General features: G+C 71.9%; 20 protein-coding genes and 1 pseudogene. 10 read left to right on the forward strand and 11 right to left on the reverse strand.

Annotated elements, in window-relative coordinates:
- Positions 1 to 44 precede the first annotated feature (44 nt).
- The gene (locus ACWEKM_RS18325) at positions 45 to 1139 is read left to right on the forward strand and encodes an NAD(P)-binding domain-containing protein (protein ID WP_451622207.1); all 1095 of its coding nucleotides are present in this window, start codon (positions 45 to 47) and stop codon (positions 1137 to 1139) included.
- A 53-nt stretch (positions 1140 to 1192) separates the two neighbouring features.
- On the opposite strand, the pseudogene mltG reads toward ACWEKM_RS18325, so the two are convergent.
- Both mltG and ACWEKM_RS18335 read right to left on the reverse strand, forming a co-directional pair.
- Positions 1193 to 2038: pseudogene (gene mltG, locus ACWEKM_RS18330) on the reverse strand (endolytic transglycosylase MltG); the annotation flags it as partial.
- Positions 2039 to 2081: 43 nt separating this feature from the next.
- Entirely contained in the window at positions 2082 to 3884 is a 1803-nt protein-coding gene (locus ACWEKM_RS18335) for an ABC transporter ATP-binding protein (protein WP_451622208.1), read from the reverse strand.
- Positions 3885 to 3999: 115 nt separating this feature from the next.
- Between ACWEKM_RS18335 and ACWEKM_RS18340 the strand changes: the two genes are divergently transcribed.
- From ACWEKM_RS18340 to ACWEKM_RS18360, 5 genes are all read left to right on the forward strand, one after another.
- Positions 4000 to 4449 (forward strand): MarR family winged helix-turn-helix transcriptional regulator, encoded by a 450-nt coding sequence (locus ACWEKM_RS18340; RefSeq protein ID WP_451622209.1) that lies wholly within the window; start codon positions 4000 to 4002, stop codon positions 4447 to 4449.
- A gap of 978 nt (positions 4450 to 5427) precedes the next feature.
- On the forward strand, positions 5428 to 7266 hold the full coding sequence (locus tag ACWEKM_RS18345) for an ABC transporter transmembrane domain-containing protein (RefSeq protein WP_451622210.1): 1839 nt from the start codon (positions 5428 to 5430) through the stop codon (positions 7264 to 7266).
- Positions 7263 to 9044 carry an ABC transporter ATP-binding protein gene (locus ACWEKM_RS18350; RefSeq protein WP_451622211.1) on the forward strand — a complete coding sequence of 594 codons (1782 nt, stop codon included), beginning with the start codon at positions 7263 to 7265 and terminating at the stop codon, positions 9042 to 9044. Before ACWEKM_RS18345 ends, ACWEKM_RS18350 begins: the two co-directional genes overlap by 4 nt.
- Positions 9045 to 9458: 414 nt before the next feature.
- Positions 9459 to 9929, forward strand: coding sequence for a DUF5709 domain-containing protein (locus ACWEKM_RS18355; RefSeq protein ID WP_451622212.1), 471 nt, complete (start codon positions 9459 to 9461; stop codon positions 9927 to 9929).
- Positions 9930 to 9974: 45 nt separating this feature from the next.
- Positions 9975 to 10250 carry a type B 50S ribosomal protein L31 gene (locus ACWEKM_RS18360; protein WP_451622213.1) on the forward strand — a complete coding sequence of 92 codons (276 nt, stop codon included), beginning with the start codon at positions 9975 to 9977 and terminating at the stop codon, positions 10248 to 10250.
- A 107-nt stretch (positions 10251 to 10357) separates the two neighbouring features.
- Here the strand turns inward: ACWEKM_RS18360 and ACWEKM_RS18365 are convergent, their stop codons facing one another.
- Positions 10358 to 11152 carry a metal-dependent hydrolase gene (locus tag ACWEKM_RS18365; RefSeq protein WP_451622214.1) on the reverse strand — a complete coding sequence of 265 codons (795 nt, stop codon included), beginning with the start codon at positions 11150 to 11152 and terminating at the stop codon, positions 10358 to 10360.
- Between the two features lie 145 nt (positions 11153 to 11297).
- On the opposite strand from ACWEKM_RS18365, the gene ACWEKM_RS18370 reads away from it, so the two are divergent.
- Together ACWEKM_RS18370 and ACWEKM_RS18375 are read left to right on the forward strand one after the other, a co-directional pair.
- A complete protein-coding gene (locus tag ACWEKM_RS18370; RefSeq protein ID WP_451622215.1) occupies positions 11298 to 13811 on the forward strand; it encodes a DEAD/DEAH box helicase in 2514 nt (837 codons plus the stop codon).
- Positions 13812 to 13830: 19 nt separating this feature from the next.
- Complete coding sequence (locus ACWEKM_RS18375) at positions 13831 to 14697, forward strand: acyl-CoA thioesterase (RefSeq protein ID WP_451622216.1); 867 nt, start codon at positions 13831 to 13833, stop codon at positions 14695 to 14697.
- Positions 14698 to 14734: 37 nt separating this feature from the next.
- Here ACWEKM_RS18375 and ACWEKM_RS18380 read toward each other — a convergent pair whose 3' ends face one another.
- Entirely contained in the window at positions 14735 to 15676 is a 942-nt protein-coding gene (locus ACWEKM_RS18380) for a DUF6397 family protein (protein WP_451622217.1), read from the reverse strand.
- Between the two features lie 127 nt (positions 15677 to 15803).
- Complete coding sequence (locus tag ACWEKM_RS18385) at positions 15804 to 16217, reverse strand: roadblock/LC7 domain-containing protein (protein WP_451622218.1); 414 nt, start codon at positions 16215 to 16217, stop codon at positions 15804 to 15806.
- A 92-nt stretch (positions 16218 to 16309) separates the two neighbouring features.
- Here ACWEKM_RS18385 and ACWEKM_RS18390 point away from each other — a divergent pair, with 92 nt between their 5' ends.
- Positions 16310 to 16738: a PPOX class F420-dependent oxidoreductase gene (locus tag ACWEKM_RS18390; protein ID WP_451622219.1), complete on the forward strand. Its 429-nt coding sequence runs from the start codon at positions 16310 to 16312 to the stop codon at positions 16736 to 16738.
- Between the two features lie 7 nt (positions 16739 to 16745).
- Here the strand turns inward: ACWEKM_RS18390 and ACWEKM_RS18395 are convergent, their stop codons facing one another.
- The 5 genes from ACWEKM_RS18395 to ACWEKM_RS18415 all read right to left on the reverse strand — a co-directional run bounded on the left by ACWEKM_RS18395 (position 16746) and on the right by ACWEKM_RS18415 (position 21758).
- Positions 16746 to 17348 (reverse strand): GTP-binding protein, encoded by a 603-nt coding sequence (locus ACWEKM_RS18395; RefSeq protein WP_451622220.1) that lies wholly within the window; start codon positions 17346 to 17348, stop codon positions 16746 to 16748.
- Positions 17349 to 17490: 142 nt separating this feature from the next.
- Positions 17491 to 17901: a DUF742 domain-containing protein gene (locus tag ACWEKM_RS18400; RefSeq protein ID WP_451622221.1), complete on the reverse strand. Its 411-nt coding sequence runs from the start codon at positions 17899 to 17901 to the stop codon at positions 17491 to 17493.
- 22 nt (positions 17902 to 17923) lie between these two features.
- Complete coding sequence (locus ACWEKM_RS18405; RefSeq protein ID WP_451622222.1) at positions 17924 to 18361, reverse strand: roadblock/LC7 domain-containing protein; 438 nt, start codon at positions 18359 to 18361, stop codon at positions 17924 to 17926.
- Complete coding sequence (locus ACWEKM_RS18410; protein ID WP_451622223.1) at positions 18358 to 20943, reverse strand: nitrate- and nitrite sensing domain-containing protein; 2586 nt, start codon at positions 20941 to 20943, stop codon at positions 18358 to 18360. Before ACWEKM_RS18410 ends, ACWEKM_RS18405 begins: the two co-directional genes overlap by 4 nt.
- Before the next feature lie 38 nt (positions 20944 to 20981).
- Positions 20982 to 21758, reverse strand: coding sequence for an MHYT domain-containing protein (locus tag ACWEKM_RS18415; protein ID WP_451622224.1), 777 nt, complete (start codon positions 21756 to 21758; stop codon positions 20982 to 20984).
- A 151-nt stretch (positions 21759 to 21909) separates the two neighbouring features.
- Between ACWEKM_RS18415 and ACWEKM_RS18420 the strand changes: the two genes are divergently transcribed.
- The gene (locus ACWEKM_RS18420; protein WP_451622225.1) at positions 21910 to 22509 is read left to right on the forward strand and encodes a class I SAM-dependent methyltransferase; all 600 of its coding nucleotides are present in this window, start codon (positions 21910 to 21912) and stop codon (positions 22507 to 22509) included.
- Positions 22510 to 23008: 499 nt separating this feature from the next.
- Here the strand turns inward: ACWEKM_RS18420 and ACWEKM_RS18425 are convergent, their stop codons facing one another.
- The gene (locus tag ACWEKM_RS18425; protein ID WP_451622226.1) at positions 23009 to 23191 is read right to left on the reverse strand and encodes a hypothetical protein; all 183 of its coding nucleotides are present in this window, start codon (positions 23189 to 23191) and stop codon (positions 23009 to 23011) included.
- Positions 23192 to 23317 lie beyond the last annotated feature (126 nt).

Consider the following 23317-nt stretch of genomic DNA (forward strand, 5'->3'; position numbering starts at 1 on the left):
TCGCGCACGGGAAGATCCCCGGCCACGGCGCTGTTGGGACGGACGTGAACAACGAGCGCGAGGTCGAGGCAGTCGTCATAGGGGCCGGGCAGGCCGGCCTGTCCAGCGCCTATCATCTGCGGCGCAGCGGCTTCGAGCCGGACCGCGACTTCGTGGTCCTGGACCACTCCCCCGCGCCGGGCGGCGCCTGGCAGTTCCGCTGGCCGTCGCTGACGTACGGCAAGGTGCACGGGATGCACTCGCTGCCGGGCATGGAGCTGACCGACGCCGATCCGGCACGGCCGTCGGCCGAGGTCATCGGCGCCTACTTCGACGCCTACGAGCGCACGTTCGGTCTGCGGGTGCGGCGGCCGGTGGACGTCCGCGCGGTGCGCGAGGGGACGGACGGGCGGCTACTCGTCGAGACCTCGGACGGCACATGGTCCACGCGCGCGCTGATCAACGCCACCGGCACCTGGGAGCGGCCGTTCTGGCCCCGCTATCGGGGACAGGAAACCTTCCGCGGACGGCAGTTGCACACCGCGCAGTACGCGGGTTCCGGGGAGTTCGCCGGGCAGCGGGTGGTCGTGGTGGGCGGCGGCGCGTCCGGCACCCAGCATCTCCTGGAGATAGCCCCGTACGCGGCGGCCACCACCTGGGTCACCCGACGGCCGCCGGTGTTCCGGGAGGGCCCGTTCGACGAGGGCGCGGGCCGGGCCGCGGTGGCCCTGGTCGAGGAGCGGGTGCGCCAGGGGCTGCCGCCCCGGAGTGTGGTCTCGGTCACCGGCCTGCCGCTCAACGACGCCGTCCGGCCGGGGTTGCGGGACGGCGTCCTGGACCGGCAGCCGATGTTCGACCGGATCACCCCGGACGGGGTGGAGTGGCTGGGGTCCCCGGGGCTCGGCGGAGGGCGGGTTGTGGCGGCCGACGTGATCCTGTGGGCGACCGGGTTCCGGGCGGCCCTCGACCATCTGAGCCCGCTGCGGCTGCGCGAGCCGGGCGGCGGGATCCGGGTCGAGGGGACCCGCGTGGTCGCCGATCCGCGGATCCACCTGGTCGGCTACGGCCCGTCGGCGAGTACCGTCGGCGCCAACCGGGCGGGGCGCGCCGCCGTGCGGGACATCAGACGGCTGTCGGCCGTGGAGCCCGTCGCCGCGTGATGTCCCGGTGGCTCATCCCGGGACCGCTGGATTCCGGACGGTGATGCCGTACCGCTCGGACTGCGTCGCGCCTCCTTGCTCTTCTGCGACAGCGCGTTGAACTCCGCGACGTTGCGCTGGTGCTCCGCGTAGTCGGCGGTGAAGCGGGTGTCGCCGGGCTTGACCGTGACGAAGTACAGCCAGTCGCCGGGCGTCGGGTTGAGCGTGGCGCGCATCGCGTCCTCGCCGGGGTTGTCGATGGGCGTCGGCGGCAGCCCCATGCGCTGGTAGGAGTTGTAGGGGCTGTCGATCCGGGTGTCGTCCAGGCTGGTGCGGACCGTGTTCCGGCGCAGCGCGTAGTTGAGGGTGGAGTCCATCTGCAACGGCATGCCGCGCTGCAGCCGGTTGATGACGACCCGGGCGACCTTCCCCATGTCGGTCCTGGAGGCGGCCTCGGCCTGGACGATGCTCGCGATGGTGACGGCCTGGTAGACGTTCATCGCATTGCGCTGGGCACCGGCCGCGACGGGGGCGACGTCGAACTTGGCGTTCGCGGTGTCGACCATGCGTTGCAGCAGTGTCTGGGGCGTGGCGTCCTCGTCGACCTGGTACGTCGCCGGGAAGAGGTAACCCTCGGGATTGCCCTCGGCGGCTTTCGGCAGCTTGAGGCCGGTCTTGCCGATGGACTTCGCGGTGCTGCCCGCGGGCAGGGCGAGCGCCTTGTCGACGGCCTCGTAGACCTGACTGACGCGCCAGCCCTCCGGGATCACCAGGCTGGTGGGCTTCCGGTCCGCGCCGCCGAGGGTCAGCAGCGGCACCACCACGGCGGTGCCGGCCACGACGGCGCCGGTCACGACGAGGACGAGCTTGCCCCGGCGCGTGAGTCGAATCGTGCTCCGTGGCGGAGTGTTCATGTGCATGCGGGCACGTTAACCCGCATATCTCCGCAAACCTGGCATATCTTCAGCTTGTCGGTTCCAGTTGCGCGTCCCGGCGGACCAGGGCCGCATAGCGCCCGTCCAGCCCCAACAGCTCCTCGTGTGTGCCGCGTTCGGCCACCCGCCCGGAGTCGAGGACCACGATCTGGTCGGCCCCGCGAACGGTGGAGAGCCGGTGCGCGATGGTGAGCGTCGTCCGGTTGGCGGACAGTGCGTCGATGGCCTCCTGAACCGCGTGCTCGGTACGGGTGTCCAGGGCACTGGTCGCCTCGTCGAGGATCAGCACCGGCGGATCGCGCAGGATGGTGCGGGCGATGGCCAGCCGCTGTTTCTCCCCACCGGAGAAGCGGTGGCCGCGCTCGCCGACAACCGTGTCGTATCCGTCGGGCAGCGCCGCGATGTGGTCGTGGATCTGGGCCGCCTTCGCCGCGGTGTACAGCTCCTCGTCGGTGGCGTCCGGCTTGGCGAAGCGGAGATTGTCGGCGACCGAGGCATGGAAGAGATACGTCTCCTGCGAGACGACGCCGACCGCCCGGGCGAGGGTGTCGAAGTCGAGGTCGCGCACGTCGACGCCGTCCAGGGTGACCCGGCCCCCGGTGACGTCGTACAGCCGGGGCACCAGATAGCCGAGCGTGGACTTGCCCGCGCCGGTCGGGCCGACGATCGCCAGGCTGCCGCCCGCGGGGACGGTGATGCCGATGCCGTCCAGCACGGGGGCGCCCTCGGTGTCGTACCGGAACTCGACATCCTCGAACCGGACCTCGCCCTTGACCCGGTCGAGGTGGACGGGCTCGGCCCGCTCGGTGATGTCGATCGGCAGGTCGAGGTACTCGAAGATGCGTTGGAAGAGGGCGAGCGAGGTCTGGATCTGAACGCCGGTCGCGAGCAGGCTCACGGCCGGGCGGAACAGGCCCTGCTGGAGCGAGACGAAGGCGACGATGGTGCCGATGGATGCCTGGGGACCGCCCAGCTGGAGCGTCATCCCCGCGGCCCAGTAGATGACGGCCGGCATCGCGGCCATGACGATGGTGATCACGGCCATGCGCCAGCGGCCGGCCATGCTGGACCGTACCTCCAGGTCGACCAGTTGCTCGGACTCCTCCGCGAAGGACCGCGTGAGCGAGTCGGCGCGGCCCATCGTGCGGCCCAGCAGGATGCCGCTGACGGACAGGGACTCGGTGACGGTGGCGGCCATGGCGGCCATCTGCTTCTGGCGCTGGGTGGTGATCCGCTTGCGTTCGTTGCCGACGCGGCGGCCGATCCACACGAACACCGGCAGCAGGACCAGCGAGACGACGGTCAGCCGCCAGTCGAGGGCGATCATCGCGACGATCGTGGCGACCACGCTGGTCAGGTTGGAGACCAGGGAGGTCGCGGTGGAGGTGACGGTGGCCTGCATGCCGCCGATGTCGTTGGCGATGCGGGACTGCACCTCGCCGGTGCGGGTGCGGGTGAAGAAGGCGAGCGACATGCGCTGGAGGCGGCCGTAGACGGCGGTGCGCAGGTCGTGCATGACGCGCTGGCCGACGGTTGTCGAGATCAGGGTCTGCAGCACGCCGAAGACGCTGTTGAGGACGGCACTGAGGATCATGCCGAGCGCGAGCAGGCTCAGCAGACCGGTGCGGCCCTGCGGGATCGCGACGTCCAGGGTCTCCTTCAGCAGGAACGGCGTGGCGACGGACACCAGCGACGAGGCGCCGACCAGCAGACCGACGATCGCGAGTCGCCCGCGGTACGGGCGGAAGAGGGCCAGGACACGGCGCACCTGCCGGGGCTGTTCCTGTGCGCCGGAAGGGGGTGTCCAGGAGGGGTTGTGGTCGAGGTGCATGGGCTCCTACGGAGGTGAGTGGGGTCGGCGCGGAGATCGGCCGACGACGACTGAGGGATCATAGCTCATTGTTACCGCTACTCACAATGAATGGAGTCCTGATATTGTTCCCGCCATGACCATCCCCGACCCCGAGGGCCTGCTCGCGGAACAGCTGCTGCGCCTCACCCGCCGGGTCCACCGCATCCAGAAGCGCCATCTTGAGCGCCGGGACCTGGGCGTCACCCCGGCCCAGTCCCGGCTGCTGCGCACCCTGGCGCACTACGGCTCACCCCCGCGCATGGCCGACCTCGCCGCGCGTCTGGAGGTGGTGCCGCGCGCGGTGACCACACTGGTCGACGGGCTGGAGGCGAGCGGCAAGGTGCGCCGGGTGCCGGATCCGACGAACCGCCGGGTGACCCGGATCGAGCTGACCGACGACGGGCGTGTGACCCTCGCGGAGCTGCGCGACGCACGCCGGGCGGCGGCGGCGGAGATCCTCGCCCCGCTCTCCGCCGAGCAGCGCGAACTGCTCGGCGGGCTGCTGGACACCCTGATCGACGGGACGATCGGCGAGCGCTGCTGAGCGAACCCCGGGACCCGCGCGGGCCCTGGCCCGGTGCGGGTGCCGCGTCAGCAGGCGCTGGTGCGGTGACGGGTCACCGCGGCTCGTGCGGGTGCCGAGTCACCGCGACTGGTGCGGGCGACGGGTCACCGCGGCTGGCGCGGGTGGCGCGACGCGGAGGCACACCGCCCCCTCAGCGGTGGTCGTCGTCCTGGGTGAGTACTCCCTGGACGGTCGTCGGCGAGCGGTCGTAGCCGCGGCGCGAGCCTGACAGCCGGTAGCGCTCGCTCGTCGGCCCGGATGGCGTCGAGGACGTCCGTTCGTCTCACCGTCGGTCCAGCGGTGTGCCGAGGTGGGCTCTGGCGTCCGACCGACGGTGGTCGTCGCCCGACCGTGCGAGCTGCTGCCGTAGCCGACGACGGGCGGCCGAGGGCCGCCCGGGTGTCGACGCGATACTCCGAACCGGGCGTGTACGTCGGGGAGTTGACGAGGTCGGTCACGCGGTGCGCGGTGCGCCCGCCGGTGGCCCGAGCGCGGTGCGGGTCCTGCCGGACACGGAGGTTCACGGGCGCGCTCCGGCCGGACTGCTCCGGGGGGGAGGGTGACGACTCAGACCGCGACCGGGTGCGGGCGGGCCGGTCGGCCGACCCCGCCAGGCCGTCGTCATGGTCCGGGGCGCCCCACACCGACAGGGTCGCCAGGAAGGTTCCGAGGCCCGCCGTCGTGACCGTCGCCCGCCGCGCTCCGTCGCTCCGCAGCGGCTCAGTACGACATCACATACCGGGCGATGTCGCGATGTTCCGCACGGCGGACCCTCGACAGGGCGGCTCGGAGGCAACTCGGGAGACACCGTGCGGGCGGGCTCGCCGATTCCGTGCGCCGCCTTGGAAAACCCATTGATTTTCACCACCCTCCGACGCGAACCTTGCACGGTTTGCTACCGCCTCTTCGCCCTTCACCCCGCGCCGCTTCCTCCCTGACACGAGCCACTGGGACGTCATGCAGATTCAAGACCTTCCGTATCCCGACCCGGGCGTGCCGGACGCACGTTCGGGCCCTCGATTCCTGTGGTGGCTGGGACGCAATCAACTGGGCGGCCAACTCAAGTCCCTGGCCTGGGGCCTGCTGCACTTCGGGTCCGTCTCCTCGCTTCCCTTCTGTGTCGGCCTCGCCGTCCAGGCCGTCGTGGACCGCTCGGGCAGCCGACTCGCCCTGACCGGCGTGCTGATGGTGATCTGCGGCCTCGGCATCGCGGTGGGCGACACCTTCCTGCACCGGGCGGCCGTCACCAACTGGATCACCGCCGCCGCCCGCGTCCAGCAACTGCTGGCCCGCAAGGCCGCACAGCTCGGATCGGGGCTGACCCGGCGGGTCGCGGCCGGTGAGGTGGTGGCCGTCTCCACCGGCGACGTCGAGAAGATCGGCTGGTTCGTCGAGGCCGCCTCCCGCTTCACCGCCGCCGCCCTGACGGTCGTCGTGGTCTGCGTGGGCCTGCTCGTCTACCAACCGGCTCTCGGTGTCGTCGTGGCGGTCGGCCTGCCCGTGCTGGCCCTCGCCGTGCTGCCGCTGCTGCCCCGGGCGACCCGGCGTGCCGACGTCCAGCGCGAGAAGGCGGGCCGGGCCACGGAACTGGCCTCCGACACCGTCGCCGGACTGCGCGTGCTGCGTGGCATCGGCGGCGAGGAGCTGTTCCTCGACCGCTACCGCCGCGCCTCCCAGGAGGTGCGGCACGCGGCCGTGCGCAGCGCCCGGATGTGGGCCCTGATCTCGGCGATCCAGGTGCTGCTGCCGGGCCTGCTGCTGATCGCGGTCGTCTGGCACGGCGTCCACCTCGCCCGCCAGGGCCGGATCCAGGTCGGCGAACTGGTCACCGTCTACAGCGCGGTGATGGTCCTCACCTACCCGCTGCGGCACTTCGAGGAGATCGCCATGGCGTACTCCTTCTCGCGTCCATCGGCCCAACGCGCGGCCCGCGTGCTGTCCCTGGAGCGGACCACGGACGCCGGCGGCTCACGCGCGGCCGACGTGCCGAACGGTGATCTGTACGACCCGGCCACCGGTCTGCTCGCGCCCGCGGGCCGGCTCACCGCCGTGGTGTGCGGTGACCCGGACGCGGCGGGGCGGCTCGCCGAACGGCTGGGCGGGCATCCGGCCGAGCCGGGCCCGTCGGTACTCCTCGGCGGCGTACCGCTCGACGAACTCCCCCTCCACAGCGCCCGCACCGCCGTCCTGGTCCAGGACAAGGATCCGATCCTGCTGTCCGGCACGCTGCGCGACCTCCTCGACGTGCCGGCGTCCGCCGGTGTCCGCGCCGACGCGGCACTGGCGGCCGCGCAGTGCGAGGACGTGCTGGACGCGCTCGTCCAGGGGTCCCTGGACACCGGGGATCCCATGGAAGCCCGGATCACGGAACGGGGACGGTCACTGTCGGGCGGCCAGCGCCAGCGGCTCGCGCTGGCCCGGTCGCTGATCACCGACCCCGAGGTACTCGTCCTGGACGAGCCGACCTCCGCCGTCGACTCGCACACCGAGGCGCGGATCGCACAGGGGCTGCGGGAGCTGCGGTCGGGACGCACGACGGTGGTGTTCACCTCGTCGCCGCTCCTCCTGGACCGCGCCGACCGGGTCGCGTTGGTGCACGGCGACGAGGTCGTGGCGGTCGGCGCGCACCGCGAACTGGTGCGCACCGAGCCCCGGTACCGGTCCGTCGTGACCCGCGAGACCGAGGACGAGACGGCGGCGCGCGGCACCCGGCACGACCGAGCCGACCCGCGCGGCCCGCTGGACGACGCGGCCGACCTGCGCGGCCCACTGGAAGAGATCGAGGAGAGCGCATGATCGGCGTTGCGCCACCGGCGTACGACCCGGCGGCCCCGACGACGGCCACCACCCTGCCCGTCGGTGCCACCGCGACCGTGCGCGCCTATGTGACCGAGCTGTTCCGGCGGCACCGCCGTACTTTCCTGGTCCTCATGGCGGTCAACACGATGGCCGTGGTCTCCTCGATGGCGGGCCCCTACCTCCTCGGCGGACTCGTGGAACGCGTCTCCGACGGGGCCCGGGAACTGCATCTGGGCCTGACCGCCGGGCTGTTCGCGCTCGCGCTCGCCGTCCAGGCCGTGTTCGTGCGCGAGGTGCGGCTGCGCGGCGCGATGCTCGGCGAGCGGATGCTGGCCGACCTGCGCGAGGACTTCCTCGTCCGGTCGGTCGGGCTGCCGCCCGGCGTCCTGGAACGCGCGGGCACCGGCGATCTGCTGTCCCGTATCACCACGGACATCGACCGGCTGTCCAACGCCATGCGCGAGGCCGTGCCGCAGCTGTCGATCGGCGTCGTCTGGGTGGCGCTGCTGCTCGGCGGTCTGGTCGTCACGGCGCCCCCGCTGGCGGCGGCCGTGCTGCTTGCCGTGCCGGTGCTGGTGATCGGCTGCCGCTGGTACTTCAAGCGGGCCCCCTCCGGCTACCGCTCGGAGGCCGCAGGCTACGCCGCCGTGGCCGCCGCGCTCGCCGAGACTGTCGACGCCGGCCGCACCGTCGAGGCCCATCGCCTCGGCGACCGGCGCATCGCCCTGTCGGAACGCCGGATCAAGGAGTGGACGGCCTGGGAGCGCTACACCCTCTGGCTGCGCTCGGTGCTCTTCCCGGTCGTCAGCCTCACCCATGTGGTGGTGCTCGGCTCGGTCCTGATGGCCGGCGGGGTCTTCGTCCTGCAGGGCTGGATCGGTGTGGGCCAGCTGACGACGGGCGCGCTCATCGCGCAGATGCTCGTCGACCCGGTCAATCTGATCCTGCGCTGGTACGACGAGGTGCAGGTCGCCCAGGTGTCGCTGGCGCGGCTGGTCGGGGTGCGGGACATCGAGCCGGACGCCGGGGACGCCTCGCTGGCCCCCGACGGGCGGAACGTGCACGCGGACCGGGTGCACTTCGGCTACCGCGAGGGCGTCGACGTCCTGCGCAAGGTGTCGCTCTCGGTCGCGCCGGGCACCCGGCTGGCCCTGGTCGGCCCGTCGGGCGCGGGCAAGTCCACGCTGGGCAGGCTGCTCGCCGGCATTTACGCGCCCCGCGACGGCCGGATCACCCTGGGCGGCGCCGAGCTGTCCCGGATGACCGCCGAGCGGGTCCGCTCACACGTCGCGCTCGTCAACCAGGAACACCACGTCTTCGTGGGCACGCTGCGTGACAACCTGCTGCTCGCCCGCACCGACGCCGAGGACGCGCAGCTGTGGGCGGCGCTGGGCGCGGTCGACGCGGACGGCTGGGCGCGGGCCCTGGACGACGGGCTGGACGCCGAGGTCGGCTCGGGTGGACTGGCGCTCACCCCGGCCCAGGCCCAGCAGATCGCTCTGGCCCGGCTGGTGCTGGCCGATCCGCACACCCTGGTCCTGGACGAGGCGACCTCGCTCCTCGACCCGCGCGCGGCCCGCCACCTCGAACGCTCCCTGGCCCGCGTCCTGGACGGCCGCACCGTGGTCGCCATCGCCCACCGCCTGCACACGGCCCACGACGCCGACGTCATCGCCGTCGTGGAGAACGGCCGCATCAGCGAGCTGGGCAGCCATGACGAATTGGTCGCGGCCGACGGCGCGTACGCCGCGCTGTGGCGGTCCTGGCACGGGTGAGCGGGGCACCGCAGCGGATGTCCGGGCGGAGCGGGGCATCGGCGCGGACGGCGGCACGAGCGGCACGAGCGGCACGAGCGGCACGAGCGGCACGAGCGGCACGAGCGGCACGAGCGGCACGAGCGGCACGAGCGGCACGAGCGGCACCGGAGTGTGGCCGTCGGGCCGGCCGGCCGGGCGTGGTGACCCGGCGCCGGCCCGTGCGGCGGCACTCCGGTCGCCGCGCGGGCGCGCGCGGCTGGGCCCGTGGCGTTGCGCGGTCCCGAAGCGGGGTGGAAGGCTGGAGTACGGCACCGGTTCGGGGGATGCCCGGGAACCGTCGGGTTCGAGCCGGGTGTGACCTGTGCCCCGCGTGCCGACGGTCCGCCGCCGACCACGGTGCGAACGGGCCGTGCCCACCACCTGGAGGTACCCGTGAACAGCTCCGACGGATGGGGGGACGACGTCTACCAGCCGGACGGATCCGAGATCCAGGAGGACTCGGGGCTGCTCGACGCGGAGGACACGCTGGTCGACGACGGTGTCGAAGATCCGCTCGACCGGGGCTGGTCTCCCCCCGAGCGGCCGTGGGCGGTGGAGCACACCGGTGTGACGGCGGCCGAGGGCCACCGGGGCGAGTCGCTGGACCAGCGTCTCGCCGAGGAACTGCCCGATCTCGCCGTGCCCGACGGCGACGGCATCGGCGACTGCCAGGGCACCGACGGCGAACTGCTGGACAACGAGGTCGGCGACCTTCGCTCCGGCCGTCTCGTCGCACCCGACGAGGGAGCCCACGAGGACGAGGAGAGCGCCCTGGTCGCCACCGACGTGGGTATCGACGGCGCGGGCGCCTCCGCCGAGGAGGCCGCGATGCACGTCGTGGACGAGGACTCCCCGTCCACCTGAGCCCGGCCTCCCCCACCCGCCGACCGCCCCACGCGAGGAGCCCTCATGCAGCAGGACAAGCACCCCGACTACCACCCCGTGGTCTTCCGCGATCGCTCCGCCGGCTACGCCTTCCTGACCCGGTCCACCGCCACCAGCGACCAGCGCATCGACTGGGACGACGGGGAGACGTACCCAGTGGTGGACGTGGAGATCTCCGCGGAGAGTCACCCCTTCTACACGGGCAAGGCCCGCACGGTCGACTCGGAGGGCCGCGTCGCCCGCTTCGAGCGCAGGTACGGCGGGGCCGGGCGGGACGCCTCCGGCAGCGGGGCGGCCTGATCCCCGGCCGCCGGGCGAGCCGGTGATCAGACCCGGCGGACGCGCCGACTGCTGCGTCCGCGCGCTCGGAACTCCGCCCGGACCAGGAACCGGATCACGGTCGTCCCTCAGATCACGTTCAGCGCCGCCGCGCAGCCCACTCCTCCGAGCAGCATGAACACCGGCATCAGCACCTTCAACTCGACCCAGCTGCCCGCCCGGAACCGCATGGCCTTCGGCGGGCCCAAGGGGTACCAGCGCTTGCGGCCCACCGGGATCGGCCACAGGACCGGGCACCCGGAGACGGTCAACGCGTCCCCGATGTCGTGCACCAGCGCCCCCAGCACGATGGGCAGCCCCAGCCACAGGTACTCCTGTCCGGGCTCGGTGAACAGCCAGTCGGCACCGTTGCCCGGTTTGTCCAGGGTGCCCGCGAGGATCCATGCGCTGGTCGCGGCCAGCAGCCACACCAGGATGTCGCTGCTGGACCCGCGGGCCGCCCGCCACAGCAGTCCCTCGATCGCCAGCACCATGTGCACGAACAGGATCGCCAGTACCGCCCAGCGGCCGCCGGTGATCGCCAGGGCCGAGGTGCCCGCGCCGATCAGCACGGCCCACAGCCAGGTGTGCGTCAGCGTCCGGTGCCCGCCGGAGCGGCGCGGGTCGCCCTTCATCCTGGTGGCCTTGTAGACGGCGTAGGAGAGCTTGTCCACGATCTCGCACAGCCAGCGCGACAGCGGTCCGAAGGCGCGCGAGACGGTGGCCGCCTTGTGGTCGAGGTCCGGAGCGAGCGCGGCGCCGGCACAGATCAAGGCGCCCACGAGGAGGACCGGCCAGGGCATCGTGTGCCCGGCCGCGGCGGCGGCCGCCCCGACGCCGAGCCAGGCCGCCGCCCCCGACAGTGAGTGTGCTGGTCCCATCATCGCCGCTGCCCGCCCCATTCCTCTTGTGCCGCTGTCCAGTTGACCGGGTGTGTTGACGCTCCGTCGGCGACACAGCGTAGCGGCAGCGATCTTCGTGCTCGCAGCCGATTCCCGCATCGGCCGGAACGCCAGGCAAGATGGGTGCGTGACCCTCATCGATCAGCTGCCGCCGACCGCCGACCCCGACGCCCTCTACGAAGCCTTCGAGTCGTGGGCGCAGGATCGCGGTCTCACGCTCTATCCCCACCAGGAGGAGGCGCTGATCGAGGCGGTCTCCGGTGCGAACGTGATCGTGTCGACGCCCACCGGATCCGGCAAGAGCATGATCGCTGCGGGCGCCCACTTCGCCGCGCTGGCCCGGGACGAGGTCACCTTCTACACGGCCCCGATCAAGGCGCTCGTGTCGGAGAAGTTCTTCGAGTTGTGCAAGCTCTTCGGCACCGAGAACGTCGGGATGCTGACCGGCGACGCCTCCGTCAACGCCGATGCCCCCGTGATCTGCTGCACCGCCGAGGTGCTGGCCTCCATCGCGCTGCGTGACGGCAAGGACGCGGACGTCGGCCAGGTCGTCATGGACGAGTTCCATTTCTACGCGGAGGGCGACCGCGGCTGGGCCTGGCAGATCCCGCTGCTCGAACTGCCCCAGGCGCAGTTCATCCTGATGTCGGCCACGCTCGGCGACGTGTCCTTCTTCGAGAAGGACCTGACCCGGCGCACCGGTCGGCCCACCTCCGTGGTCCGCTCGGCGACCCGCCCCGTGCCCCTCTCCTACGAGTACCGGCTGGCCCCGCTCACCGAGACCCTCACCGACCTTCTGGAGACCAGGCAGGCGCCGGTCTACATCGTCCACTTCACGCAGGCGCAGGCTGTGGAGCGGGCGCAGGCGCTGATGAGCATCAACATGTGCTCGCGCGAGGAGAAGGACCAGATCGCGGAGCTGATCGGCAACTTCCGCTTCACCACCAAGTTCGGCCGCAACCTCTCCCGTTACGTGCGCCACGGCATCGGCGTCCATCACGCCGGCATGCTGCCCAAGTACCGGCGTCTGGTGGAGAAGCTCGCCCAGGCCGGTCTGCTGAAGGTCATCTGCGGCACGGACACGCTCGGTGTGGGCGTCAACGTGCCCATCCGGACGGTGCTGTTCACGGCTCTGACGAAGTACGACGGCAGTCGCGTCCGCACCCTGCGCGCCCGTGAGTTCCACCAGATCGCGGGCCGGGCCGGGCGGGCCGGCTTCGACACCGCCGGTCTGGTCGTGGCACAGGCGCCGGAGCATGTCATCGAGAACGAGAAAGCCCTCGCCAAGGCGGGCGACGACCCCAAGAAGCGCCGCAAGGTGGTCCGCAAGAAGGCGCCCGAGGGCTTTGTCGGCTGGACGGAGAACACCTTCGAGAAGCTCATCGCCTCCGAGCCGGAGCCGCTGACCTCCCGCTTCCGGGTGACGCACACGATGCTGCTGTCGGTGATCGCACGTCCTGGCAACGCGTTCGAGGCGATGCGTCATCTGCTGGAGGACAACCACGAGCCGCGCAAGCAGCAGGTGCGGCACATCCGGCGGGCGATCGCCATCTACCGCTCGCTGCTGGACGGCGGCATCGTCGAGAAGCTCGACAAGTCGGACGCCGAGGGCCGCATCGTCCGGCTCACGGTCGACCTCCAGCAGGACTTCGCGCTCAACCAGCCGCTGTCCACGTTCGCGCTCGCCGCGTTCGAGCTGCTGGACCCCGAGTCGCCGTCGTACGCGCTGGACATGGTGTCCGTCGTGGAGTCCACGCTGGACGATCCGCGGCAGATCCTGGTCGCTCAGCAGAACAAGGCGCGCGGCGAGGCGGTCGCCGCGATGAAGGCGGACGGCGTCGAGTACGAGGAGCGCATGGAGCGACTCCAGGACGTCACCCACCCCAAACCCCTGGAAGAGCTGCTCTTCCACGCGTACAACACCTACCGCAAGAGCCACCCCTGGGTCGGCGACCATCCTCTGTCGCCGAAGTCGGTCGTCCGTGACATGTACGAACGGGCGCTGTCCTTCACCGAGTTGGTGTCCTTCTACGAGCTGGCGCGTACCGAGGGCATCGTGCTGCGCTACCTGGCGGGCGCCTACAAGACCCTGGACCACACCGTCCCGGACGATCTGAAATCGGAGGATCTGGAGGATCTGATCGCCTGGCTCGGCGAGATGGTCCGCCAGGTCGACTCCAGCCTGCTGGACGAGTGGGAGCAGTTGGCCAACCCGGAGGAGATGACCGCCGAGGAGGCCCGGGAGAAGGCCGACGAGGTGAAGCCGGTCACCACCAACGCGCGCGCCTTCCGGGTCCTGGTCCGCAACGCGATGTTCCGCCGCGTCGAACTCGCCGCCCTCGACCAGGTCGACGAACTGGGCGAGATGGACACGGAGGCCGGCTGGGACGCCGAGGCATGGGGCGAGGCGATGGACAAGTACTGGGACGAATACGAGGACCTGGGCACCGGCCCCGACGCGCGCGGCCCCAAGCTGCTCGTCATCCAGGAGGAGCCGCAGAACGGCCTGTGGCGCGTCCGGCAGATCTTCGACGACCCGAACGGCGATCACGACTGGGGCATCAGCGCGGAGGTCGACCTCGCCGCCTCCGACGCCGAGGGCCGCGCGGTCGTCCGCGTCACCGCCGTCGGCCAGCTGTGAACCCAGGAGAACCCCGCCCATGACGAACCCGGCCGAAAGACTCGTCGACCTGCTCGACCTGGAGCAGATCGAGGTCGACATATTCCGTGGCCGCAGCCCGCAGGAGTCCTTGCAGCGGGTCTTCGGCGGCCAGGTCGCCGGCCAGGCGCTGGTCGCCGCCGGGCGTACCACGGAAGGCGACCGCCCGGTGCACTCGCTGCACGCGTACTTCCTGCGCCCGGGCAGGCCGGGCGTGCCGATCGTGTACCAGGTGGAGCGGATCCGGGACGGCCGGTCGTTCACCACCCGGCGGGTCACCGCGGTGCAACAGGGACGCACGATCTTCAATCTGACCGCCTCCTTTCACAAACCCGAGGAAGGACCGTTCGAACATCAGCTGCCGCCGGCCCGAAAGGTGCCGGATCCGGAGGACCTGCCGACGGTCGCCGACGAGATCCGCGAGCATCTCGGTGCCCTGCCGGATCAGTTGGAGCGGATGGCGCGGCGCCAGCCCTTCGACATCCGTTACGTGGACCGGCTGCGCTGGAACGCCGGGGACATCAAGGACGCGGAGCCGCGCAGCGCGGTGTGGATGCGCGCGGTGGGCCTGCTGGGCGACGATCCGCTGGTGCACACCTGCGCGCTCACCTATGCCAGCGACATGACCCTGCTCGACGCGGTCCGCATTCCCGTCGAACCGCTGTGGGGTCCGCGGAGCTTCGACCTGGCCTCCCTCGACCACGCCATGTGGTTCCATCGCCCCTTCCGCGCGGACGAGTGGTTCCTGTACGACCAGGAGTCGCCGATCGCGACCGGTGGTCGTGGGCTGGCCCGGGGCCGCATCTACGACCTGGAGGGGCGGCTGCTCGTGTCGGTGGTCCAGGAGGGTCTGTTCAGGGCTTTGTAAGGGCCTTGCCGCCGACGCAGACGAAGCAGACGAAGCCTCACACCCGCACGGGCCGGGGCCCTCTGCCGCGCAGCCGGCCGAGCATTCCGCGGGGTCGCTCCGGTGCCCTGCCCGCGGGTGGACCGCAGCGGGGGGTGCAGGCCCTGCTGCGGGCCGTCGACGTGATGGGCCGCGGCGGATGCTGGACGGGCGGGGCCGCCGGTCGCGGTGCGGACCGGTGGGCGCGTGCCTCGTACACCGCGCGCGCCAGGTCGTGCCTCAGCCAACCGATCTCGTCGGGGTGTTCCGCCGTCATGATCTTCTCCGCGAGCTGTGCGGCGGGCGATCCCGGCGTGCCGTGGGCGGGCGGCCTCGGGCGGAAGCTCTGCAGATGGGAGCGCTCACAGGGGTCCGGGACGATGTCCGCGAGGTGGGCGGGATCCAGGAAGGCGGCCACGGCTCCGGCGCGCTCCCACGGATCGTCGGCCTGCCGCAGCAGGAACCCCAGTTGGCGTCCACGCCAGTTGCGGGCGCGCAGATCGAGTCCCCCCGCGAGCTGGTCGCGCAGCCCTTCGGGCATGCGGCCTGTCAGCAAAGTGGCGCTCTTGCCGTCGGTCGCGAACTCCCGCAGTTCGTCGGCCAGATAGAACCAGACCACGGCTCGATAACGGTTCACGTAAAATTTTACGGGCGTCATCAGCCCCAGACGTGCGAGACGGGTGAACCTGCCGGCCGGCACGTCGATGAGGGCCGCGCCTGCTGTGGCGCCCACGGTCGCGACGCTCTCCCGGAGGCCCTCCGGGAAGCGCTCCGTCGCGCGCAGCCGGTCGATCTCCGCTCGAACGACGCACCGGCCGGCGCTGCCCTCGTCCGGTACGGTCCGGATGCGTCCGAGATGCACGGCGAGCTCGAATTCGCCGCGCTTGAGGCCCAGTTCACGTGCGGCGCGGCTCGGGGCAAGGGTGAGGTGGCGAGATGATGCGACAGTGCTGCCCTGCATGGTGGTACTCCCCCGTGGAGTCGGTGCTCACGCTGTGTGCGTTCGCCGTGACACAAGACGTTAGCCGCTCGGGCGGATGCCGTGGCGAGCCTGTGGATAACTCGACGGGACACGGGAAATGCACAGGTCAGTCGTCTGATATCGGAGCGCGCTCGGGCTGTCGGGCGTCCACGCCGAGGTGCTCACCGACCCGGTTGACGAGCAGGGTCATCTCGTAGCCGATCTGGCCGATGTCCGCTTCGGCGCCGCTGAGTACGCACAGACAGCTGCCGGAGCCCGCGGCGGTGACGAAGAGCACCGCATCGTCGTATTCGATCATGGTCTGGCGCACCCTGCCCGCGCCGAAGTGGCGTCCCGACCCCTTGGCCAGGCTGTGCAGCCCGGAAGCTATCGCGGCGAGGTGCTCGGCGTCCTCGCGGCGCAGGCCCGTACTCACCCCCGTCACCAGCCCGTCGTTCGACAGGACCAGTACATGTCGTACGTGGTCCACGCGCTCGGTCAGGTCGTCGAGCAACCAGCCGAGTCCCTGCTTCTGCGCCATGCTCCCACTCCCCGTGTGTTGTCTCCCCCTGGCCGGAGGATCCCTCAGCCAGCCTTCCCCACGGCTGTCGTCCCGGCAAGGAGGATGGGGGCATGGCACAGAAGATGACCGACGAGGAATGGCGGACGTTCGTCTCGTACGGCACCCGCACCGGCAAGCTGTCGACCGTACGGGCCGACGGGGGCCCGCACGTGGCCCCGATCTGGTTCCTGCTGGACGGGGACGAGGTGGTCTTCAACACCGGGAAGGAGACCGTGAAGGGGCGCAACCTGGCCCGTGACGACCGGGTCGCCCTCTGCGTGGACGACGACCGGCCGCCGTTCCACTTCGTCGTACTGAGCGGGCGGGCCCGGCTGTCGGAGGACCTCGGCGAGGTCCGGCACTGGGCGAGCAGGATCGGGGCCCGGTACATGGGTGAGGACCGGGCGGAGGAGTTCGGCGCCCGTAACGGGGTCCCCGGCGAGCTGCTGGTCCGCGTGGTCGTGGACAAGGTGGTGGCGGTACGGGATATGGCGGACTGACGGTCCTTCAGCCCACGGAGTCGAGGAGCCGGGCGGTGTGCATGCGCCCGGCGTACTCGACCAGGCGGATCAACACCTCCTTGCCGGAGTCCCGGTCGCGGGCGTCGCAGAGGACCACGGGCGTTCCCGGGTCGAGGTCGAGGGCGCGGGACACGTCCTGTGCGCCGTGGCCGCGGGCTCCGGCGAAGCAGTTGACGGCCACGACGAACGGGATGCGCCGGTGCTCGAAGTAGTCGACCGCGGGAAAGCAGTCGGGCAGCCGCCGGGTGTCCGCGAGGACCACGGCACCGAGGGCGCCCTGCGCCAGTTCGTCCCACAGGAACCAGAAGCGGTCCTGGCCCGGTGTGCCGAAGAGGTAGAGGGAGAGCCCGGAGCGGATGGTGATGCGCCCGAAGTCCATGGCGACGGTCGTGGTGACCTTGTGGTCCACGCCATCGGTGTCGTCCACCGACTGACCGGCTTCGCTCAGCAGTTCCTCGGTGCGCAGCGGCCGGATCTCGCTGACCGAGCCGACCAGCGTCGTCTTGCCGACGCCGAATCCGCCGGCGACGAGTATCTTCAGCGCCAGTGCGCCCTCGCCGTCGAACGTGCCGGAGTGCTCGGAGGCCATGATCACTTCCCTTTGGCGTGCCGACCGCGATCGATGTCCGTGTGCCTGGTCCGCATCATGACCCCACAACTCCACTCCGGGTGCTTTGACATGATTGCAAGAGTTGTGACCGGATCGCGCTCGGTTCGTTCCGCATCGTCATCTACAGTGCCCGCAATCCCGCGATGACCTCGCGCAGAATCCGTTCGTCGGGCAGCTGGGCCGGCGGCACCGGGCGGCTGACCGACACACGGCCGAACTCCAGGAGGTCGCCGAGCAGCACCCGGACCACCCCCACGGGAAGGTCGGTGCCCGCGGCGAGTTCGGCGACCGTCTGTGTCTCCGTGCGGCACAGGTCGATGAGTGCCCGGTGTTCCGGGCCGAGCGTGTCGTCGTCGGCCACGGACGTGCCGGGGTCGAGCGTGACGAGCGCGATCAGGTCGAACCGCACTCCGGTGGGGCCGGGCCTGGTGCGGCCCCCGGTCATGGCGTACGGGCGGACCAGGGGACCGGCCTCGCCGTCGTACCACTGACTGCCCGCCTCCCGAGTGGCGCCCGTCGTGTCCTCGGTCATCGCTGCCGTCCGCCTCTCCGGCTCATCCGGCGGCGGGCGGCCGGGCGGCGGCGCGCGGCGGTGTGTAGAGGTGCTCGCCGACCCGCCTGACGAGCCGTGCCATCTCGTAGGCGACCAGTCCGATGTCCGCGGTCACGGCGGTGAGGACGGCGAGGCACGAGCCGTCTCCGGCCGCGGCGACGAACAGGAACGCGTCGTCCATCTCGACCATGGTCTGGCGCACCGCGCCCGCGCCGAAGTGCCGACCCGCGCCCTTCGCGAGGCTGTTGAAGCCCGACGCCACGGCGGCCAAGTGCTCCGCGTCTTCCCTGGCCAGTCCGGTCGAGGCGCCGATGGCGAGGCCGTCGTTGGAGAGCACCACGGCGTGCCGTACCTCGCTCACCCGGGCCACCATGTCGTCCAGCAGCCAGTCGAGTTCGCCGGAGCGCCGGTCGGCCCCTGGGTTCGGGTCCTGGATCATGCGGGGTCTCCTTCGCTGCTGTCTCGGCCCGCTCCTCGGTCCGGGCCTGCGCCGCGGCCCGGTTGCCGGCCGCCGCCGCGCGCCCATCCGGCGCGGTAGGCAGCCATGCGGTCCCGTACGAGTTCGGGGGTGCGCCGGTCGTCGTCGGCGGACCCGGGTGTCCGGGCCGGCTCCTCGGCCCGCTGGCCGCGCAGTTGTGGGGCGAGGCTCGCCTGGCGCACCCGGCGCGGGAGGTGTTCGTCGGGCTCGGAGCCGTCCGTCGGGCGGTGCAGTCGCAAGGTCGTCACTCCGGGGGGCGTGATGTCGGTCGCCGGATCGGCTCCGGGGGGCGTAGTTGCAGTGGTCGGCCCGGCTCCGGGGGCCGCGGTTACGGTCGCCGGTCCGGGCTCCGCGCGGTCCGTGGCGACGAGAGCGGGCCGGTCCGCCGCCTCGACGGCTTCCTGGGGCGGGGCGGCACCGGGCACGCGCGCGTAGGCGTGCTCCGCCGACTGCTGCGGCTGTGCCGTGAAGCCGATGGCACCACCTGCCGCCCCGGTGTGCAGAAGGGCGGTCGGGAGCAGGACCACCGCGGTGGTGCCGCCGTAGGGAGAGGGCCGCAGATGGACTGTGACGCCCTGGCGTGCCGCGAGCCTGCTGACGACGAACAGGCCGAGCCGGTCGCTGTCGAACAGGTCGAGCGCCTCGGACTGCTCGATGCGCCGGTTCGCCTCGGCGAGGGCCTCCTTTCCCATGCCCAGGCCGCGGTCCTCGATCTCGACGACGTAACCGTTGCCGACGGGTTCGCCGGTGATGCGCACGCGCGTGTGGGGCGGGGAGAACTGGGCGGCGTTCTCGACCAGTTCGGCCAGCAGATGAGTCAGGTCGGCGACGGCGGCGCCGACGACCGACGTCTCGGGGAGCCGACGTACCTCCACGCGCGCGTAGTCCTCGATCTCGGAGACGGCCGCCCGCACCACGTTCGTGAGCGACACCGGCATCCGCCAGGCCCGCCCGGGGGCGGCTCCGGAGAGGATGATCAGGCTCTCCGCGTGGCGCCGCATACGGGTGGTGAGGTGGTCGAGCCGGAAGAGGTCGCCCAGTTCGTTCGGGTCCTCGGACCGGCGCTCCATGCTGTCCAGCAGGCTCAGTTGACGGTGCACCAGGATCTGGCTGCGGCGGGCCAGGTTGACGAACACACCCGAGATGCCGCCGGCGAGTTCGGCGCGCTCCACGGCGGCGCGCAGGGCGGCCCGGTGGACGGTGGCCAGCGCCTCGGCGACCTGTCCGGTCTCGTCCTGCGCGGGCGGACCGGGCGGCGCCTCGGCCCGGATGTCGATCTCTTCCCCGGCGCGCAGCCTGCGCATGGCCTCGGGGAGTTTGCGGCGGGCGATCTCCAGGGCGCCGTTGCGCAGGCTCACCAGTTCCACGACGAGTCCCCGTCCAATGCGTACGGAGACGACGAGCGAGGCGGCGACCGCGACCAGACCGAAGAGGACCGCCGCGCCGGCCGGGGTGAGCAGGCCGCGCGCGAACGGATCGGCGCGGCCCGCGACGGCCCGCCCGGTGTCCGTCTCGATCGACCGCATGCCGTCCCGCACGCGCGCGTGGGCGGCTTCCCATGCGGTGTCGGAGGCCGCGTCGACCGCCCGGGCACCCGAGGGACTCGCCAGGACCTTGTCCTCGACGGCCGTGACGGCCCGGTAGGCGCTGCTGTCGGCAAGGCCGAGCCAGTCGGCGCGCTGGGCGGCCGGGAGGTCCGCGACGGCGGTCTCGGTGAATGCGCGGCGCGTGCCGACCGCCGCGGTGAACAGCCGCAGTTGCTCGCCGTCGAGCCGTCCGGCCGAACGCACGCCGGTGAGCAGCGCGTCCTCCTGCGCCAGGGCCTCGCCCGCGCGGCCGAATTCAAGAAGTACGCGCGCGTCGGAGCCGAGATCGTCGGCCTGGACACCGGCGAGGGCTCCGCCCACACCGAAGGTCTTGGCAATGGTCTTCGTGTACTGCTCATACGCCTCGTCCCAGTGCACGCGGCGGTCGAGCACCGCCGTCCGCAGCGCGCGCAGACGCTCGGCTCCGGTGACGAAGTCCGCGAGGCGCCGTGCGACGTCGGCGGGCAGTTCTCTGCTGTCGGCGACGGTGTGCTCGTCGCCGAGCCGAAGTCCGGCGACGGCCCGCTCCGTTCGCGCGCCGAGTGCTTTGAGGCCGCCGCCCTGCCCGGCGACCGGGTCGGTCGTGTAACGGACCACCGCCGCGCGCTCGGCCTGCAGGGCGGCCACGGCGGCGGCGACCGGGGCCCGAAGTTCGGCGTCGACATGCTGCGACTGGCGCAGTCGGGCGACGTCCTGCGCGGTGCTGACGGTGGCGTAGGCCCACAGCGCGAGCAGGGAGACGACGGGGACCATCAGAAGGCAGACGACCTTGGCCCGCACGGTCCGCGGCCGTGTCCGCCATCGCCCCGCGCGCGTGAACACAGGCTCCGGCACGGCGCCCGCCTGCTCGTCCGTGTCTTCGTCGGCGGGTGGTCCGGCGTGCGCGCGGCGACCGCGGACGGGCGGTGGCGACGGCGCCCGGGTGCCGGTCGTGGGGGTCCTCCGGGATGTACGCATGAGCTCCTCGCTCGGTGGTGGTTCGGGGCGCGCTCCGGCTAGCGGACGGCGCCGCTCTCGACAGGCCGCTGGGCCGAGGCGGACGCCTCGCGCTCCCCCGCCGTGGGCGAGAGCGCGACGAAGGCCGAGGTGAGGAACAGATAGGACCCGAGGCCGACGGCGAGGGGGAAGATGAACTGCATCGCCGTGGCCCCGGGCAGCACCGAGCCGGAGGGGGTGACGCGGACGCTCACCGCGAGCATGCCGGTGTAGTGCATGCTGCTGACGGCCGCCCCCATGACGAGCGAGGCGACGGTGACCGCGATCGGCGACTTTATGTTCAGCCCCGCCCACAGGGCCGCCGTGGCCGCGACCACGGCGATCAGCACCGAGAGCGCGACGAGGACCGGGTCGTAGTCGATGTCGCCGTGCAGCCGCATCGCCGCCATGCCCAGGTAGTGCATGCTCGCGACGCCCAGTCCGGTGGTGAGACCGCCGAGGGCGAGGGCCCGGGTGCGGTCGCGGCCGTAGCCGACGGCGAACACCCCGGCACAGACGACGACCATGGCGACGAGGAGGCTGAGGACGGTCACCGGCACGTCGTAGCGGATGTCGGTGCCGCCGACCCGGAAGCCGAGCATGGCCACGAAGTGCATGGTCCAGATACCGGTGCCGATCGCGGAGGCCGCGGTGACGAGCCAGTTGCGGCGCGACGGGCCGGTGGCGGCGAGCGCGCGGACGGTGCAGCGCAGTCCCAGTGCGGAGCCGATGCAGGCCATCGCGTACGACAGCACGGGGGGCAGCCAGCCGAAGGCGGCGTGGTCCAGGTGTCCCATGGCTCCGGGACGCTAGCCGGGGCAGCGGCGCACTACGGGGGCGCATTTCGAAAATTGTTGGAATATGACGTAGAGATGGGATGGAACGATCGCGTCAGGCTCGAACATGCGCACTGGGACATCTTTCCCGCCGTGCGGGATCATGCCAGGCATGAGCGACGACCACGCACGCGTGCAGGAGTTCTTCACCGCCCGTGCCGACGGCTGGGACAGGAAGTTCCCGAACGACGGCCCCGCCTTCGCAGCCGCAGTCGCCGACCTCGGGCTGCGGCCGGGGGACCGCGTGCTGGACGCGGGCTGTGGTACGGGCCGCGCCCTGGCGCCGCTGCGCGCGGTCGTGGGCCCCTCGGGGCTGGTCGTGGGCGTCGACCTGACCCCGGCGATGCTCCACGAGGCGGTACGCGCGGGCCGGGGCCGCCACGGGCGGCTGCTGCTCGCCGACGTGGCCGCGCTGCCGCTGCGGTCGACGGCCTTCGACGCCGCGTTCGGGGCCGGCCTGATCGCGCATCTCCCCGACCCCGCCGAGAATCTGCGGGAGCTGGCGCGGGTGGTGCGGCCGGGCGGCACGCTGGCCCTGTTCCATCCGATCGGCCGCGCGGCGCTGGCGGCCCGCCAGGGACGCCGGATCACCCCGGACGATCTGCGCGCCGAAGACAATCTCGGCCCGCTGCTCGCCGGTTCGGGGTGGCGCATGACGTCGTACGTCGACGAGGACGCCAGCTTCCTCGCCCTCGCGGTCCGGGAGGACTGAGCAGGGCTCCTCGCACGCCCCGAGCCGGCCCGGTCCCGCGACGGCCGTGTTCTTGTGCCACCGGGTCGCCCTCTTCTGTCACCGCGGTCGCGACCCTACGTTGGCGGGAACAGTTGAACGCCCCCCGGGGCGACTCGGCGCAGGGGAAGGTGGCCCGCATGTTCGACAAGATCCGCACGTATGTCACCGGATTTCGCGGTTCCGCGCACCCGGAGAACTCGGGTCCGCGTGAACGGCGCGCTCACAACTTGTTCGAAGCCGCGGGGGCCTATGTGTCGGCCCGCACGGAGGACGGCCAGGTGCGGCTGCGGCTGGGCCGCAGCGGCCGGGAAGTAGCGCATTCGGCCCGCGGCGGCGCCGCTTCAGTGGCCCGGAGCCGAGCGCCTGCCGTGCGGAGTGCGGCCCTTGCCGCCCCCGGGCCGTGTCGTCGCGAGGTCCGGGGGCGGCGAGGCGGTGGGCTTCCGCGCGCCGAAGGATGACGCGCCGCGACGCCGGCGTCTCAGCGGCCGAGTTCCTTGCGGGCCACCCTGCGCAACCTGCGCCGCTGCGAGGGGTCCAGCGCGAGATACGCGGCGGCCGGAACGCCGACCACGATCAGGAACGCCACCCACCAAGGCAGCCATATCAACAGGATGAGCCCGACCGCCACACCCCCTGCGGCGATCTTCGCGTTCTTCGACATGTGCGTCGCCTCCTTCGCGGCCACTGCCGCTCTCTGTTCTGAAAACGGGCCCGCGCTTCCCACGGTTCCGGACCGCGACCCTGAGACGTCCCTGATACGCGACCCTTACGCACCCCCGAGGCCGGA

This window comes from Streptomyces sp. NPDC004752 (genome assembly GCF_053601275.1).